This is a genomic window from Chroococcidiopsis sp. TS-821, assembly GCF_002939305.1.
Taxonomy (GTDB): Bacteria; Cyanobacteriota; Cyanobacteriia; order Cyanobacteriales; family Chroococcidiopsidaceae; genus Chroogloeocystis.
Window position 1 is genome coordinate 700,575 of sequence record NZ_MVDI01000001.1, and the last position, 15,958, is coordinate 716,532.

Here is a 15,958-nt window from a genome sequence, read left to right on the forward strand (position 1 = left end):
AATCTAAAAATGATCAGCATTAGACCTGACGAAATTAGCAGCATTATTCAACAGCAAATTGAGCAGTACGACCAAGAAGTTAAAGTTGCTAACGTTGGTACGGTACTGCAAGTAGGAGACGGAATTGCCCGAATCTATGGCTTGGAAAAAGCCATGGCAGGAGAACTTTTAGAATTTGAAGATGGAACCGTTGGCGTGGCGCTGAACCTTGAAGAAGATAACGTAGGTGCAGTGCTAATTGGCGAAGGTCGCGAGATTCAAGAAGGGAGTTCCGTAACTGCAACTGGCAAAATTGCTCAAGTACCTGTAGGTGAAGCGATGATCGGGCGCGTCGTCGATGCATTAGGTCGCCCAATCGATGGAAAAGGAGATATTCAAACTTCTGAAAGCCGCTTGATTGAATCTCCTGCACCAGGGATCGTCGACCGCCGTTCGGTTTATGAACCCTTACAAACAGGAATTACCGCGATCGATGCGATGATTCCCATCGGTCGAGGACAGCGCGAACTGATCATCGGCGATCGCCAAACCGGTAAAACCGCGATCGCTGTAGACACAATCCTTAACCAAAAAGGTGGCGACGTTATTTGCGTATACGTTGCGATCGGTCAGAAAGCTTCGACGGTAGCAAACGTCGTCAACGTGCTTCAAGAAAGAGGCGCGATGGAATACACGATCGTTGTTGCAGCAAATGCTAACGACCCAGCGCCATTACAGTGGCTAGCGCCGTATGTGGGAGCCAGTATGGCAGAGTACTTTATGTACAAAGGCAGAGCAACGCTCGTTATCTACGACGACCTTTCCAAGCAAGCTCAAGCTTATCGTCAAATGTCCTTACTCTTGCGCCGCCCGCCAGGTCGGGAAGCTTATCCAGGTGATGTCTTCTATCTCCACTCGCGCTTACTCGAAAGAGCCGCGAAACTCAATGATGAACTTGGTGGAGGTAGTATGACCGCGCTCCCAATTATTGAAACGCAAGCTGGCGACGTATCAGCCTACATTCCGACAAACGTTATTTCGATTACAGACGGGCAAATTTTCCTGTCTGCTGACTTGTTTAACTCAGGTATTCGTCCAGCAATTAACCCTGGAATTTCAGTATCGCGCGTAGGTTCTGCTGCTCAAACTAAAGCAATGAAGAAAGTTGCAGGTAAGCTAAAGCTCGAACTTGCGCAGTTTGACGACTTGCAAGCTTTTGCCCAGTTTGCCTCAGACTTAGATAAAGCAACACAAGACCAACTAGCCCGTGGTGAACGTTTGCGCGAACTGTTGAAACAGCCGCAGTACTCGCCACTAGCCGTGTACGAACAAGTCGCGATTCTTTATGCGGGGATCAACGGCTATCTTGATGATATTGCAGCGGATAAGGTTACAAGCTTTACCAAAGGTCTGCGCGAATATTTAAAAACAAGTAAGCCGCAATATGGCGAAATTGTTCAGAGAGAAAAGCAGTTGACCGATGATGCAGAAAAGCTACTCAAAGAAGCACTAACAGAGTACAAACAAACTTTCTTGGCAGCTGTCTAATTTGAAGGGTTGGGGGTCGGAGGTCAGAGAATTTAATGAAAGTGAAAGCGATAGCAGCGATCGCGTGTATTTTCGCTTAACCCCAATCCCTAACCCCCTGAATCCTAGTCTCTGTAACGACAACTGAGAATTGAGAAAACTATGGCTAATCTAAAAGCAATTCGCGATCGCATTCAGTCGGTCAAGAATACTCAAAAAATTACAGAAGCCATGCGTCTCGTGGCAGCAGCGCGGGTACGTCGCGCACAAGAACAGGTAACGGCAACTCGTCCGTTCGCGGATCGTTTAGCACAAGTACTTTATAACCTACAAGGTCGGTTGCGCTTTGAAGATGTAGATTTACCGCTATTAAAAAAACGTGAAGTTCAATCAGTAGGACTATTAGTGATTGCAGGCGATCGCGGCTTGTGTGGTTCCTATAACACAAACGTTATTCGCCGTGCTGAAAATCGCGCCAAAGAACTTAAAGCCGAAGGTTTGGACTACAAATACGTTTTAGTTGGACGTAAAGCGATTCAATACTTCCAACGACGCGACCAACCGATTGACGCAACCTACACAGGCTTAGAGCAAATTCCCACTGCTGCAGAGGCTTCGAGCATTGCCGATGAACTGCTTTCCCTCTTCTTATCTGAGAGTGTAGACCGCGTTGAGCTAATCTATACTAAATTTGTTTCCTTAGTCAGTTCTAGACCAGTAGTACAAACATTACTACCACTCGATGCGCAAGGCTTAGAAACCGCAGATGACGAAATCTTCCGTTTAACCACGCGCGGCGGTGAATTTGAGGTAGAACGCCAAAAAGTCAGCACAACTGTTCGTAGCTTCCCGCGCGATATGCTCTTTGAGCAAGACCCCGTGCAAATCCTCGATGCTTTACTTCCGCTTTACCTCAACAACCAACTTTTACGCGCACTACAAGAAGCCGCAGCCAGCGAACTTGCAGCCAGAATGACCGCGATGAATAACGCTAGCGATAATGCTAGCGAACTTATTGATACCCTGACGCTGTCATACAATAAAGCACGCCAAGCTGCAATTACACAAGAAATTCTCGAAGTTGTTGGCGGTGCACAAGCACTAGGATAAAAGATAAGTTCAAGGTTAGTGGAAAGAAACGCTCTAACCTCCGACTCCTGACCCCGACTTCTCATAACTTGTCAATTCCCATTTAGCTAATTATAATGAGAATATAGACGCACGGGGCTGTAATGGTTTCGACGTGGTGGCGAACGCTGCTCTGTGATGCAGGTCGAGAGTGAGTCTTCTCTCGTTAATACCGGGCTCGAAAAAAAGTAACTGCGAACAACATCGTTCCTTTTGCTCGTAAGCAAGCTCTAGTAGCTGCCTAATAATCTCTCAAAGATTCGAGCGTCTGTAGTCTGACTCCGTTAAGGGCTGCAGACCAACCCCCAACGGATGCCCTAGCGAAGTTTCTCTGGTTATTCGCTAGCTAAGACTTAACCAGTGCATCCTACCACTCGGGATAATGAGTGGTTCCCGCCTTGAGGATCAGAAAGGCTAAGCCTGTGAATGAACGGAGGGCTAATACCCATTACGGACGGCAGTTCGATCCTGCCCAGCTCCATTGATAAGCTTTTGAAAGTCTACCTTGGGTGTTAAGGCAGACTTTTTTTTATGTTTATGATTTTATATAAAAAGCTTAGGGAAATTAGTAGTAAAAGACACTGTAATAAACGGCTTGTTGGCTTACTAATTGTATAGAAAATCTAGACAAAAGTTATTAAGTCAGAAAAAGCTCAAATCCAAATCTGAAGCCGTGAAATCTAGTCATGTCTTTTTGCTGTAGTGCAAGCACAAGCGCTTTGGCTCGGAGTTGAGGCTTGCCCCCAAATTCCCTAGCGGTAGGTTTTGAATAGGAAACTTGGCAGCTTTCAGCCTCAATTTTAGGAAAAAAACAAGGAAGAACTTTTATATACAAGGTTGAAGCGTAAATTTGTCAGAAGTGCAAGTACTTTATTAAGACATAGCGAGGACATGGATTTACACATATGACCATTCTGACAAAGTAACTTGGCAAAAGTTAATTTATACAAGCTCAGTAAATCTATGGAAACCAAACCCTTAATCTCGCCGCAAGAACTAGCAAATCTTTTAGAGCAAAACTCAGTTGTTGTTCTAGATACTCGCGCACCTGAAGAGTACGCTGCGGCGCATATTCCTCAAGCAGTCAACTTACGAGAGATCTTTACTTACCTAGCAACTTCTACCCCTGAAGGATTAAATAGCATGCGATCGCAATTTACTGAACTTTTAGGGGCAGCAGGAATCTCTGGTACAGAGCATATCATTATCTATGAAGATGCACTAAATACGGGTTACGGACAATCGTGTCGAGGATACTTTTTATTAAGATACTTCGGCTGTCCTCGAGTTTCCGTATTACACGGGGGTTATCAAGCATGGCTAGCAGCGGGCTTACCAACGACAACAGAAATACCCGCGACCGAGAAGAAAAGTTTTGTCACTCACGAAATTGATTCTTCCATCATGGTAACGACAGTAGAAATGCTGCAAGCTTTAGATAATCCAGCGATTGTCAAACTTGACGTCAGAGATGCAGATGAATGGCGAGGAGAAAGTTCTTCACCTTATGGTGTAGACTTTTGCCCGCGTAAAGGTAGAATTCCTGGCGCGGTTTGGATCGAGTGGTATCGGATGATGGAATCCGATGCAAAAACTCCAATGTTCCGTCCTACTCATGAGATTCTGGAAATTTGTCGAGAAGTCGGTATCACTCCTGACTCAACAGTATACGTATACTGCTTTAAAGGATCGCGGGCATCAAATACACTGATTGCGTTGAAAGAAGCTGGAATCAAAGACGTACGCAACTATTTTGCTTCTTGGAATGAATGGTCGCGCGATCCGTCACTACCAATTGAAACAGGGGAACCAAGCCAAAGCAAGATTCCTACGCAAGTTTAAATTTAGTGCAGAAAGCTAAGCGTTTTTGAAGCAAAGAGCTTGTATTACGTAGCACAATTTACTGTTTTCTACAATTGCCTCTGATTGAATTAGATAGAACGTTCTATTTAAATACCAATGGCTGAAACGACAGTGACAACACAAGTGAAATCTCCACTGCGCCCAGTTAGCAAAGAGGGTTTGGAAAAGCTAGCAGCTAACGCGAAAGCTAATCCAGATGTAGTTAAGTCACTAAAAGTTAAGACAGTTTGTGAAGGACAGTTTCGTAACTTAACTTACGTCCGCGATTTACCCGCTCATGTTATTGACGAACCACCGAGTCTCTTAGGACAAGATACAGCACCAAATCCCTCGGAAGCTGTACTTGCTTGCTTAGGTTCGTGTCTCTCAGTTGGTATCCATGCGAATGCTGTTATGCGTGGTATTACCCTCACCAAACTTGAATTAGAACTTGAGGGCGATATCAATATTACAGGTGTGTGGGGAATTGGCGATTTATCTGAAAAGCGGTTGGGATTTACTGATATTCGCGTCAAAGTCGATTTAGAAGGCGATGCAACGCGTGAAGAACTAGAGGAACTCGTTGCGCATTCCAACTATTGGTCGCCGGTTGCTAATACACTAAGGCTACCTGTAAACATGGAAGTTTCGCTCGCTTAGATTTTTGATTTGCTCATTTCAATGGATTAGGCTCAATCTTCAAGAGCGATATTGCCATAACAGCGTATAGATTGAGCCTATATTTTTGTAGTTACTACGAAAGAGAACTCGCGATGCATCCCAATATTCACACCAAATTTACAGATATTTCCGTTGAGCAGACGCTGTTAGACGATCGCACAAATACTGAAGTTATCGCGCAGGAACTACAAAAGTTAATTAGTTTAGAATTAAAACCTAAAGTCAAAGATATTGATGAAAAAGGGGAATACCCTCATATATTTCTCCAGAAGCTAGGTGAAATTGGTGGATTTAAGCAAACTGTTCCTACACAGTTTGGCGGTACTGGATATCAAGGGCTAAAGTTTCCGGTACAAATGATTGAGGCGATTTCCCAAGAATGCTTAAATACAGGATTTATTACGTGGTGTCAATTTGCTTGTACTTGGTATTTACAAAATAGCGAGAACAAATACTTGCTCAACAACGTTTTACCCAAAGTCGCCAGCGCGCAAATTTTAGCAGGTACAGGCTTATCGAATCCTATGAAGCATTTTGCTGGCATTGAGAAAATTGCTTTAGTCGCACAACGACAAGCAGGCGGATACTTAATCAATGGTACTTTGCCATGGGTATCAAATATTGGTTCAGGACATTACTTTGCGATCGCGGCTCAACTGGCTAATTCCGACGACTACTTAATGGCGATTGTTAATGATAGCTTACCTGGATTAACTTTACGCTGCAATACTCATTTTATTGCTCTCGAAGGCAGCAACACTTACTCGTGTATTTTCAAAAATGTTTTTATACCTGACGAACTTATATTAGCAGTACCTTGTGGCAAGTATGTAGAGCAAATTAAAGCTGGTTTTGTTCTAACTCAAGTAGGTATGGGTTTGGGGTTAGTCGCAAGTTGTATCGAGTTGATGCAAGAAGCCAACAAACGACTTGCTCATGTCAATTGCTTTCTCGACGACTGTGTAGAAGCTTTAGAAAACGAACTGGAAAACTTGCGTCTACACACTTACATATTGGCAACAGAAATATCTAACCATCAACATGTTCAAGACAATAAGTTCTTCAGAGAAGTTGTTCAAGCACGAGCCACAGCTTCAGAACTGGCTCTGCGTGCTGCACAATCAGCAATGTTACATTTAGGAGCCAAGGCATATTTGGAAGGTAGTACTGTTTCTAGAAAGCTGCGCGAAGCTTACTTTGTAGCAATTGTAACTCCAGCACTCAAGCATTTAAGAAAACTACTATCTCATATGAAAGATGTAGCTACTGATTGACCTAAAGGATGACATATTCACCTTTTTTTCTGTATTTGCAGTGGTTCGTTTAAAAAAGCAATTATCAAAAAATACATTAAGTACCAAGAAAAGGAAAATGCCAATTTTTTGCTTTTAAATGTACCTGAAAACATAAATTTATCTGTGAAAAAATCAAGACTGCACTCAAGTGAACATAAAACATATGGCAACTCTATTGGATGCAAAAAGAAAAACTTCTAAGTTAGAAAGTCTCGGATGTTTTTGCGGTGGGCTGCATGCTCCAGAGGAGCATTGGAAATTTATAGAAGGAATGCCCCAAGATCCAGCAGATTTAGTTGCTGATTTAATAGCTATGGGGCAATATAAACCTGAAACGCTAAAGCTAGCTGAAAAATTCACTCACGCAGAATTGAGAAAAGCTTTAGTTCTACAAATGCTTGCCAAAGCTGAACCAGAACAGCAACGAATATGTAATGACTTAATCAAACAAGCAGGAGGATTAGAAGAAGCGTTTGCAGCTGCATTTGGACCTCATGCAACAGAATTTTTTAGCGATACTTTGCGGGCAAGTAAATTCCGACGGAGAGATTTTCTTATCAAGGTAGCAGCAACAGCTGCAATTGTGAGCCTAGCTAGCTGTGCCGGAGGAAACAACACAAATACCACACAGTCATCAGAAGAAGCTAACACCTCTGGAAACCTTGAAAAAACAGATATAACAATTGGTTTTATTCCGATCGCGTGTGCAACGCCAATTGTAATTTCAGAACCACTAGGCTTTTATCAAAAACACGGCTTGAATGTCACCTTAAGAAAAATGCCGAATTGGGCAGCAGTTAGAGAATCAGCGATCGCTGGCGAACTTGATGCCTATCATATGCTCTCACCAATGCCAATCGCAGTGACTTTAGGTTTAGGCTCCACTAGCTTCCCGATTCAACTTGCGAGTATCGAAAATATTAACGGACAATCAATCACAGTTGCACTGAAACATCGCGATCGCATTAAAGGTCCTGCAGACTTTAAGGGAATGACGATTGCCGTTCCTTTTCCCTACTCAATGCATAACCTATTGTTGCGTTACTACTTAGCGTCTGGAGGGTTAAATCCAGATACCGATGTTGCGATTCAAATTGTGCCACCGCCTGACTCTGTAGCACAGATGTCTGCAGGACAAATTGATGCTTTCTTAATGCCCGATAATTTTGGTCAACGAGCGGTATTTGAAGGCATTGGTTTTATTCACATGTTGACAAAAGATTTGTGGGATGGTCATCCTTGCTGTGCTTTTGCCGCAAGTCAACAGTGGATTGACGCACATCCTAATACCTTTCGCGCAGTTAATAAAGCGATTATTGATGCTGCCGCACACGCTGATGCTGCTGAAAATCGCGCCGAGATTGCGAAAGTTCTTTCGGAACGTCGATATCTCAACCAGCCGGAATCTGTATTGCAAGCCGTCATGACAGGTAACTTTGATGACGGGACAGGAAATACTCTCAACGTACCCGATCGTATTGGCTTTGACCCTTATCCTTGGAAAAGCTTTGCCAAATGGATTTCCTCGCAGTTGGTACGGTGGGATTTGATGCCAGCCGAGAAAGCAGACTATCCTCAAATTGCAGAACAAATCTACATGACTGACTTAGCAAGAGAACTTGCGCAGGAATTAGGTCAAAACCCACCTAATGAAGAAACAAGAGTCGAAAACCTCAAGTTTGACACCTTCGACCCAGCAAATCCGGCAGCGTATTTAGAACAACAAAGCCAAAAATTTAATGTTTGAGGATGCGCTATGGCTAATACAATATCGCGCCGTAAATCCGCACCTATCTGGCTCAATAGCAACGTGCAAGCATTTGCGCTATTTCTAATTTTACTGGTGTTATTTTTGGGAGTGTGGGAACTTGGAGTCCAACTAAACATCTTCTCGCAACTCGTACCATCGGCAAGTCAAACATTACAAGCCTTTTGGGGCTGGGTTTCTGACCCATTCTTCGATTATGGTCCTAACGATAAAGGCATTGGCTGGCACGTGCTTGCCAGTTTGAGAAGAGTCATTACCGGCTTTTTGATTGGTTCAGCGATCGCCATTCCTCTGGGTATCTCGATCGGACTATCAGACGTTGTTTCTAAGGCAGTCGATCCTTATATCCAAGTCCTCAAACCCGTCTCGCCTCTTGCCTGGCTACCGCTAGGACTAGGTTTACTCAAAGACTCAGAAAATACTGCCTTATTTGTCATCGCAATTACGAGCCTTTGGCCCACACTCATCAATACGAAATTTGGCGTGAGCAATGTCGATCCAGCGGTTCTTAATGTTGCCCGTACATTAGGGGCTTCGCGCTGGCGTACGATTTGGAAGGTGATTCTTCCAGCTGCTGCGCCTAGTATTGTTGCTGGATTGCGCATTAGTATTGGTATTGCTTGGCTAGTTATCGTGGCAGCAGAAATTCTCGTAGGAGGAACCGGAGTCGGTTACTTTATTTGGAACGAGTGGAACAACCTAGAAATTACGAGTATCCTCACCGCAATTATTGCGATCGGATTTGTTGGTTTACTGCTAGACCGAATATTTGGATTGCTGCAATCTTGGGTTTCTTTTGGACAGCAGAAATAGCAGCACGCTGCTACAAACCGAGGAGTAAGACAAGTCGTTTGTAACATTAAGTAGTCCTAACGTTATTATGATTTCTTCACGCGTCGATCCTGTTAACAAAACTAGCGCTACTTCTATCCAACTTGCTTTGCATCATGTTTTCAAGGTTTATCCAGGGCGGCAAAGTTGGCAAGATAAGCTCCTACGACGTACTTCCTCCGATTTTGTAGCGCTTGCAGACATTAACTTAGAAGTCGAAGCTAATACCTTCGTCTCAATTATTGGTCCATCTGGTTGTGGCAAATCGACTTTACTCAATATTATTGCTGGTCTTACTCCACCAACGCGCGGCTCAGTCAAGCTGAATGAAGTCGAAATTCGCAAACCAGGTCCCGATCGCGGCGTCGTGTTTCAAAACTATGCTTTGATGCCATGGATGACAGTCATTGAGAACATTCGCTTCGCAATTGAGACAGTGTATCCACAAATGCCGCTAGCCCAACAGAAAAACATTGCCCGCGAGTACATTAACTTAGTTGGGCTGCGCGGTGCGGAACGCAAGCATCCTCACGAACTCTCTGGCGGGATGAAACAAAGAGTAGGCATTGCCCGCGCCCTCGCGATTAACCCGAAAATTCTGCTGATGGACGAACCGTTTGGTGCTTTGGATGCGCTGACACGTGGTTTTTTGCAAGACGAAGTAGCACGAATTTGGGAACAACAACGGCAAACGGTTATCCTCATTACTCACAGCATTGAAGAAGCCTTGCTACTTTCAGACAAAATTGTCATGATGACGCGAGGTCCGGCGGCTCGCATTGCTGAAGTTTTAGATATTCCTTTTCCCCGACCGCGCAAGCGCGAATGTCTAGACCAGTATCCAGCGTACCACGACCTAAAAGCCGAATTAGAAATGCACCTGTCGCAAGAAACGCGGGCTGTGGAAGAAGCGCGAATTGGAGTTAATGCTTAGTAAGTAGTGACATAACTGAAAAACTGGTAATTGGTTATGAGAAACCATATCAATCAATAGGTTCCTAATTACCGCTTACCAAAGACGATGTTGATACGCGATTATCCCACCTAGTAAACAAGGAGTTAATGATGTTAGTTGAAATTCCTGAAGTTACAAAGAAACTACTCGCAGCAAAGAAAGCTAAGGGTCTAAGCTTTGCCGATTTAGAAACATCTGTTGGGCGCGATGAGGTATGGATTGCTGCGGTAATTTATCGTCAAGCAAGCGCCTCGGAAGATGAAGCTAGTAAAATTCTGCATGCCTTAGATCTCAGTCAAGATCTAATACCAGAACTAACGGCTTGTCCTGCAAAGGGACTAGGTCCTGTCGTACCTACAGATCCGCTAATCTATCGCTTTTATGAAATTATGCAAGTTTACGGAATGCCCATTAAAGAAGTCATTCACGAAAAGTTTGGCGATGGCATTATGAGTGCGATTGATTTTACCCTAGAGGTAGAAAAGGAGGAAGATCCCAAGGGCGATCGCGTCAAAGTGATTATGAATGGTAAGTTCCTGCCTTACAAGAAGTGGTAAAGCAATTTGCTGTAATACAAGTAACAGAAATAAAATAAACACTGTGGGTAGCAGCTACTTAACATTTATGGTCAATCTCAAGCGGACTCGCGAGGATATATTATCGTCGGTTGGAGAACTGATTCATCGTCAAGGCGTTCAATCAACAGGGCTAAAGGAACTCTTTGCAGTTAGCCAAGTATCTTCCGGTAGTTTCTACAACTACTTTGAGTCAAAAGACGAACTGGCACACGCCCTCATTGACTTTAAATGGAATGAGCTTAAAGCTGCTATCCTAGTACCTGCAATGAATGCCTCTGGAAATCCGATCGCAAACCTTTTTTGGACGATCGACCGCTTGGAGGAAAAGCATCTTAGCGATCCTAACTGTGCGGGATGTCTTTTAGGTAATTTGATTGTCGATCTAGTTGAGCGCGATACCTCGTTTCAAGAACATTTAGCTCAAGTCTTCGATGAATGGCAAAGTGCGATCGCTCAATTATTACAAGCAGGTCAATCTCAACTAAAACCAAACGTCAACCCTGAAGAACTAGCCGAACAACTACTGACGATGATTGAGGGGGTTTTGTTAATGGAACGTTTATATAAGCAACCTGCACGTTTGCAGCGAGGTTTTAATATGATTCGGGCATTTCTGAATGCATCACTCGTTCAACCGAGTTGTTATGCTAGGTAACTATTAATTAAGATTTTTAGCTATTACTACAAGTGATGAATATTTTTTTAATAATGGAGTTAAGTTATTTTGTGGCATTTGAAGTAAAAATCTAACCAGATATTAATGTCATAAATACTCCATTACAACCGCAAAATTACAGATTTAAACTCAAGATGATTTGAATATTCAGTATTCCTCACCAGGCAAAGTAAGTGGGATTTATGGCAATGTTAATTTAGCAGTAAATTGTCTTTGAGTTGTTATTTTCATTGAAAACTGCTTATTGTCATAACTATCCAACAAAACATTATGAGTCTGAAATATAGCCTTGCTAACTTTCCAATATTGCAATACTTGAATCAACCTTTATTTGATTCCACAACAGAATTTATACTAAATCCACGACGGTTTCAATATATGTATAGAGTACAACTCCTGGAAAGCTGCTGGAAACAGGAATGTTACTCGCAAGATCGCTTTAAATAGAAAACTCGCCTCTATAAAAGTAATTTCTACTAAAGTAATAGTATTTGTAAGGCTACACTAACACATTGGGCGAGCGATGTATCAGTCTTTAACTAATCATTAATTTAGTCGCAAGCTCGGCAAAGATTCCTTAAACTCATCTTAACCATAGCTTAAATAATGACACCATAAAGATCCACAGACAATGCGTTGTCATGGCAATTGGCAACGCGGTCGTCAGGATGAGGAATCGCTAATGGTGATTAAGGTTAAGAAAGATATCGAGGAGCAGAAGCCGTTAGGAAGATATCTAATTGAAGGTGGTTTTATTGATTCTGAGCAGCTAAAAGTAGCACTTGCTGCTCAACGATCGGAAAGAAGACGTTTAGGAGAAATTTTAGTTAGAAAAGGTTGGATTAGACAACAAACGCTTGATTACTTAATTGAAAAAGTTGTTTTACCCGAGCGTAGTTCACAAAAAAAACTGCGTCTAATTCAAAAAGACGATCGACATCAGTTAGACACTGTAGAGACAAAGCAACAGACAAAGATACCGCGCCAAAAATTAGAAATTCCTGTTTCTCCTTACAGAACTACGCGGTTGCTATTTTATATAGCAGTTATCCTACTAGGCGCTCACTTAGTGGGACAATTTACCGAACACTTTCTACCTGACTATTTTTCCAGAGATTTTATTGCAGAACTGTTTAATTTAGACCGAGAGCTTAATATCCCAACACTTTATGCAATGGGTTTGTTGCTTGTAAGTTCAATATTGTTAGCAATAATTGCACGTGCAAAGCACGTAAGAGGCGATCGCCAAGTGCGTTACTGGGTTGCACTGTCGATAATTTTTCTCGGTCTTGCTATTGATGAGATTACAAGTCTGCACGAGCGCATGACTGATCCTTTGCGTTCTGCATTCAATGCTAGTGGCTTACTGCATTATACGTGGATAGTTCCTGGTATCATATTTGTTTTACTGTGTTTCTTGGCATTTGCAAAGTTTCTCAAAGATCTACCCAGCAAAACTCGTCAGCTCATTTTGGTAGCAGGCACAATCTTTGTCAGCGGTGCAATTGGTATCGAAGCAATTGGCGGATACTATGCACAAATTTACGGCGAACAAAACATGGGTTATGCAGTAATCGCAGGTATTGAGGAATTTTTTGAGATGCTAGGTGTGATTATTTTTATTTATGCACTGCTGTCGTATATAGATAAGGAAATGAAAGGCTTAAGCGTGCGATTTGAAATTGTTGCGCAACGCATATCAAATACACAACTACTTCATCCTAGAGGCTAAATCAAGACAAGATTATCGCGATGCACTACAGTTTCTGCACCTTCGTAGCCTAAAATTGCTGAAATTTCTTTAGAATGTCGCCCGCGAATGCGCTTGAGTTCGTCACTGCTATAGTTGACAATTCCTCTGGCGATTTCATTGCCGTGCCGATCGCATAGCTGCACAGCTTCTTGGCTATCAAATTCTCCCTCTACAGCAGTAATACCTGCAGCTAATAAAGACTTACCACCTTGACAGATTGCAGCAATCGCACCGGAATCGAGGTAAAGTTTGCCAGCAGGAATTAAACCATAGGCAATCCAACGCTTGCGTGCATTTGTGGGCTGCGGTTGTGGTGCAAACTGCGTTCCGAGTGGTTCGCCCTGCAAGATGCGCGAAATGTTGTAGGGAGAGCGCCCCTCTGTAATTACTGTGCGGACGCCTGCGGCTGTTGCGATTCGTGCGGCAGTGACTTTTGTAACCATGCCACCAGTTCCCCATTGCGAGCCGCGATCGCCAACTTGTAAATGAGCTAACTGGGCGATATTCTCGACAAGAGTTATCGGTTTAGCATCGGGAACAAAACGCGGATCGGCAGAATATAAGCGGTCTACATCGGTGAGTAGAAATAGCCAGTCAGCCTCGATTAAACTGGCGACTAAAGCCGACAAAGTATCGTTGTCACCAAATCTTAATTCTTCTACAGCCACAGTGTCGTTTTCGTTGACTACCGGAATGACTCCTAAACCAAGTAGCGCTTGAAAAGTATTATATGCCTTAAGGTAGCGGCTGCGTTCCATCAAGTCACTTCGCGTTAACAAAACTTGTGCGATCGGCTGTTGTAGCGTCGTAAACAAATCATCATACACGCGGATTAATCGCCCTTGTCCAACTGCAGCAACGGCTTGTTTGAGGGCGATCGTTTTTGGCCGTTCAACTAAACCTAATCGCGCACAACCTACTCCTACAGCCCCAGAAGACACCAATACGACTTTATGACCTTGTCGTCGTAATTGAGTCAAAACCTCTGTCAGCATGGCAATAGTAGAAAGTGCTAACTGACCTGTTTCTGGTTGTGTCAGACTTGAAGTGCCAATTTTGACGACAAGAGTTTGAGGCATTAACAAAAAAAGAGGCTAGTAAGATGCTCAATTCCAAATATCAATTGTAAAGTGCCAATGCGATCGGCGTAAGCATTTGAGGAAATAGACCGCTCTCTAAGATTTTCAGTTTTTCTAACAAGTTTATTTATCTAAATATTTATTTTTTGCCGATAATGAAACTCCCATAGCTTGTGATAGTAATACTTCAAAGTTGCGGATTGGAGAAGAGCGAACAACTTCACCAGGAGTTACAAAAGGTTCTACCAGGATGGTAAACATTCCCAAGCGATTTCCTGCTAGGACGTCAGTGAAGAAGCGATCGCCTACCATCGCGACTTGTGCAACAGGTAAGTTCATTGCCGCTAATGCTTGTCTCAGTTTGCGTCGAGAAGGCTTAACTGCACCACAAATATAAGGTAGGTTTAAGGAGCGAGCAATACTGCCAATGCGCGCATCGCTGAGGTTGTTGCTAACGAGCCACATTTCAGCAACTTCTCTGGTATTAGCAACCCATTGTTGCAACTCATAAGATGCTGCAGTAGCTTTGATAGGTACAAGTGTTTCATCTACATCTAATATTAGTCCTTTGATTTGATACTGTTGCAGAACATCAGGTGTTAGGTGGAGAATAGAACCTTCAAGAATTAAGTCTGGCTGCAGTAGTTCGTTCCAATCCATGTTCTGCTCAAAGTAACGGTAGAGGAATCAAGTATACTTTCTCGATAAAGTAATTAACCACAGTAAGTCAAGTATCTTTTTAAACTACATCCACTGCTAGCATGTTGTAGCTTCTAACGACGTAGCTTATTGTTTTAATTGCTGTTGCCTGCGAATTGCGGCTTGTGCTGCTTCGTGTTCAGCTAAAGTCCGACTAAAGACGTGCGTGCCGTCATAGCGGGCAACAAAGTAAAGATATGGAGTATCTTCGGGGTCGAGTGTTGCTTGAAGACTGGCAAGTCCAGGGCTAGCGATTGGTGTTGGTGGTAATCCAGGATTAAGGTAGGTATTATAAGGAGAAGGTGTATTAACCTGAGCCAGCGTCAATGGTTGGTCGGCAGTTTGGCGAATGCCCAAACCGTACTCGACTGTAGGATCGGCTCCTAAAGGTAATCCTTGCTCTAACCGACGCACAAAAACACCGGCAATTGTTTGGCGTTCGTTGGCTACAACAGCTTCTTTTTCGACGATACTTGCTAGCGTTACCCATTCACGAAGGTCAAATGGCGTTTGATGGCGCTGTTGTTCGTACAAAGGCAGCGCCAATTGCTCAAAGCGTTGCAGCATTTGGTTGACTACGGCTTGGGGTGTAACTTGGTCGCCGTTTAGCTTGTACGTATCTGGGTATAAAAAGCCTTCGAGATGAGGTAAGTCTGCAGGGAGCCACGGGTACTTATTGCGGTCGATTGTACTAGCAGCAGCAATAAACTCTGTAGCAGGAAAGAAGCCTTGCGCTTCAAAGTACGTTGCCATTTGCTGTATTGACCAACCTTCGGGAATGGTGAAGCTCAATTCGATCACTTTACCTTGCCAAATTTGCTCGGCGATCGCTTCGAGTGACTGCGTTCGTGACAGCGCATACGTTCCTGCTTTAAACCCACCGTCTGGATCTTGCCACTTCAACCAGCGTGCCCATAAGTCCCATGCTCTTGCGGAACGGATTAACCCTGCGGCTTCCAAATCGCGCCCGATTTGCTGCGTTGCTGTACCTTGAGGAATTTCAAACTTGACGACTTGAGCTTCAGGAATTTCTGGTACGGCGGATGCTTCCATTAATTGTGGAGGCGAACTTACAGAGTTCCACCAGTTTTTGCCTGCCAAAACACCTAATCCTAACGCTAGTGGCAGACCTAAAATGAGCGACCACTTAAATATTTTTTGTACCAC

At 43.4% G+C, this 15,958-nt stretch carries 14 protein-coding genes and 1 other RNA gene; 12 read left to right on the forward strand and 3 right to left on the reverse strand.

Annotated elements, in window-relative coordinates:
• Window positions 1-9: 9 nt before the first annotated feature.
• From atpA to B1A85_RS03425, 12 genes are all read left to right on the forward strand, one after another.
• Window positions 10-1,527, forward strand: a complete 1,518-nt coding sequence (gene atpA / locus B1A85_RS03370) for a F0F1 ATP synthase subunit alpha (protein WP_104545487.1) — start codon at window positions 10-12, stop codon at window positions 1,525-1,527.
• 141 nt (window positions 1,528-1,668) lie between these two features.
• Window positions 1,669-2,616, forward strand: a complete 948-nt coding sequence (locus tag B1A85_RS03375; RefSeq protein WP_104545488.1) for a F0F1 ATP synthase subunit gamma — start codon at window positions 1,669-1,671, stop codon at window positions 2,614-2,616.
• A 113-nt stretch (window positions 2,617-2,729) separates the two neighbouring features.
• Window positions 2,730-3,118, forward strand: a transfer-messenger RNA (tmRNA) gene (gene ssrA / locus B1A85_RS03380).
• A gap of 479 nt (window positions 3,119-3,597) precedes the next feature.
• The gene (locus tag B1A85_RS03385; protein ID WP_104545489.1) at window positions 3,598-4,476 is read left to right on the forward strand and encodes a sulfurtransferase; all 879 of its coding nucleotides are present in this window, start codon (window positions 3,598-3,600) and stop codon (window positions 4,474-4,476) included.
• Between the two features lie 111 nt (window positions 4,477-4,587).
• The gene (locus B1A85_RS03390; RefSeq protein WP_104545490.1) at window positions 4,588-5,136 is read left to right on the forward strand and encodes an OsmC family protein; all 549 of its coding nucleotides are present in this window, start codon (window positions 4,588-4,590) and stop codon (window positions 5,134-5,136) included.
• Window positions 5,137-5,249: 113 nt separating this feature from the next.
• Window positions 5,250-6,431: an acyl-CoA dehydrogenase family protein gene (locus B1A85_RS03395; protein WP_104545491.1), complete on the forward strand. Its 1,182-nt coding sequence runs from the start codon at window positions 5,250-5,252 to the stop codon at window positions 6,429-6,431.
• 184 nt (window positions 6,432-6,615) lie between these two features.
• Entirely contained in the window at window positions 6,616-8,199 is a 1,584-nt protein-coding gene (locus B1A85_RS03400; protein ID WP_104545492.1) for an ABC transporter substrate-binding protein, read from the forward strand.
• Window positions 8,200-8,208: 9 nt separating this feature from the next.
• On the forward strand, window positions 8,209-9,033 hold the full coding sequence (gene ntrB / locus B1A85_RS03405; protein WP_104545493.1) for a nitrate ABC transporter permease: 825 nt from the start codon (window positions 8,209-8,211) through the stop codon (window positions 9,031-9,033).
• A 67-nt stretch (window positions 9,034-9,100) separates the two neighbouring features.
• Complete coding sequence (locus tag B1A85_RS03410) at window positions 9,101-9,985, forward strand: ABC transporter ATP-binding protein (protein WP_104545494.1); 885 nt, start codon at window positions 9,101-9,103, stop codon at window positions 9,983-9,985.
• A 128-nt stretch (window positions 9,986-10,113) separates the two neighbouring features.
• Window positions 10,114-10,563 carry a cyanase gene (cynS, locus tag B1A85_RS03415; protein WP_104545495.1) on the forward strand — a complete coding sequence of 150 codons (450 nt, stop codon included), beginning with the start codon at window positions 10,114-10,116 and terminating at the stop codon, window positions 10,561-10,563.
• Between the two features lie 67 nt (window positions 10,564-10,630).
• Complete coding sequence (locus B1A85_RS03420; protein ID WP_104545496.1) at window positions 10,631-11,239, forward strand: TetR/AcrR family transcriptional regulator; 609 nt, start codon at window positions 10,631-10,633, stop codon at window positions 11,237-11,239.
• A 652-nt stretch (window positions 11,240-11,891) separates the two neighbouring features.
• Complete coding sequence (locus B1A85_RS03425) at window positions 11,892-12,992, forward strand: hypothetical protein (protein ID WP_146087132.1); 1,101 nt, start codon at window positions 11,892-11,894, stop codon at window positions 12,990-12,992.
• Here the strand turns inward: B1A85_RS03425 and proB are convergent.
• The 3 genes from proB to mltG form a co-directional block, all read right to left on the reverse strand.
• On the reverse strand, window positions 12,989-14,092 hold the full coding sequence (proB, locus tag B1A85_RS03430; RefSeq protein WP_104545498.1) for a glutamate 5-kinase: 1,104 nt from the start codon (window positions 14,090-14,092) through the stop codon (window positions 12,989-12,991). The two genes, B1A85_RS03425 and proB, sit on opposite strands and share 4 nt — an antisense overlap.
• A 123-nt stretch (window positions 14,093-14,215) precedes the next feature.
• On the reverse strand, window positions 14,216-14,752 hold the full coding sequence (locus B1A85_RS03435; RefSeq protein ID WP_104545499.1) for a YqeG family HAD IIIA-type phosphatase: 537 nt from the start codon (window positions 14,750-14,752) through the stop codon (window positions 14,216-14,218).
• 126 nt (window positions 14,753-14,878) lie between these two features.
• Entirely contained in the window at window positions 14,879-15,958 is a 1,080-nt protein-coding gene (gene mltG, locus B1A85_RS03440) for an endolytic transglycosylase MltG (RefSeq protein WP_104546287.1), read from the reverse strand.

Bases quoted from the DNA above. Each gene is read 5' to 3' on its own strand.
- atpA (WP_104545487.1), top strand. From the start codon at position 10: ATGATCAGCATTAGACCTGACGAAATTAGCAGCATTATTCAACAGCAA.
- B1A85_RS03375 (WP_104545488.1), top strand. From the start codon at position 1,669: ATGGCTAATCTAAAAGCAATTCGCGATCGCATTCAGTCGGTCAAGAAT.
- B1A85_RS03385 (WP_104545489.1), top strand. From the start codon at position 3,598: ATGGAAACCAAACCCTTAATCTCGCCGCAAGAACTAGCAAATCTTTTA.
- B1A85_RS03395 (WP_104545491.1), top strand. From the start codon at position 5,250: ATGCATCCCAATATTCACACCAAATTTACAGATATTTCCGTTGAGCAG.
- B1A85_RS03400 (WP_104545492.1), top strand. From the start codon at position 6,616: ATGGCAACTCTATTGGATGCAAAAAGAAAAACTTCTAAGTTAGAAAGT.
- ntrB (WP_104545493.1), top strand. From the start codon at position 8,209: ATGGCTAATACAATATCGCGCCGTAAATCCGCACCTATCTGGCTCAAT.
- B1A85_RS03410 (WP_104545494.1), top strand. From the start codon at position 9,101: ATGATTTCTTCACGCGTCGATCCTGTTAACAAAACTAGCGCTACTTCT.
- cynS (WP_104545495.1), top strand. From the start codon at position 10,114: ATGATGTTAGTTGAAATTCCTGAAGTTACAAAGAAACTACTCGCAGCA.
- B1A85_RS03420 (WP_104545496.1), top strand. From the start codon at position 10,631: ATGGTCAATCTCAAGCGGACTCGCGAGGATATATTATCGTCGGTTGGA.
- B1A85_RS03425 (WP_146087132.1), top strand. From the start codon at position 11,892: ATGCGTTGTCATGGCAATTGGCAACGCGGTCGTCAGGATGAGGAATCG.
- proB (WP_104545498.1), bottom strand. From the start codon at position 14,092: ATGCCTCAAACTCTTGTCGTCAAAATTGGCACTTCAAGTCTGACACAA.
- B1A85_RS03435 (WP_104545499.1), bottom strand. From the start codon at position 14,752: ATGGATTGGAACGAACTACTGCAGCCAGACTTAATTCTTGAAGGTTCT.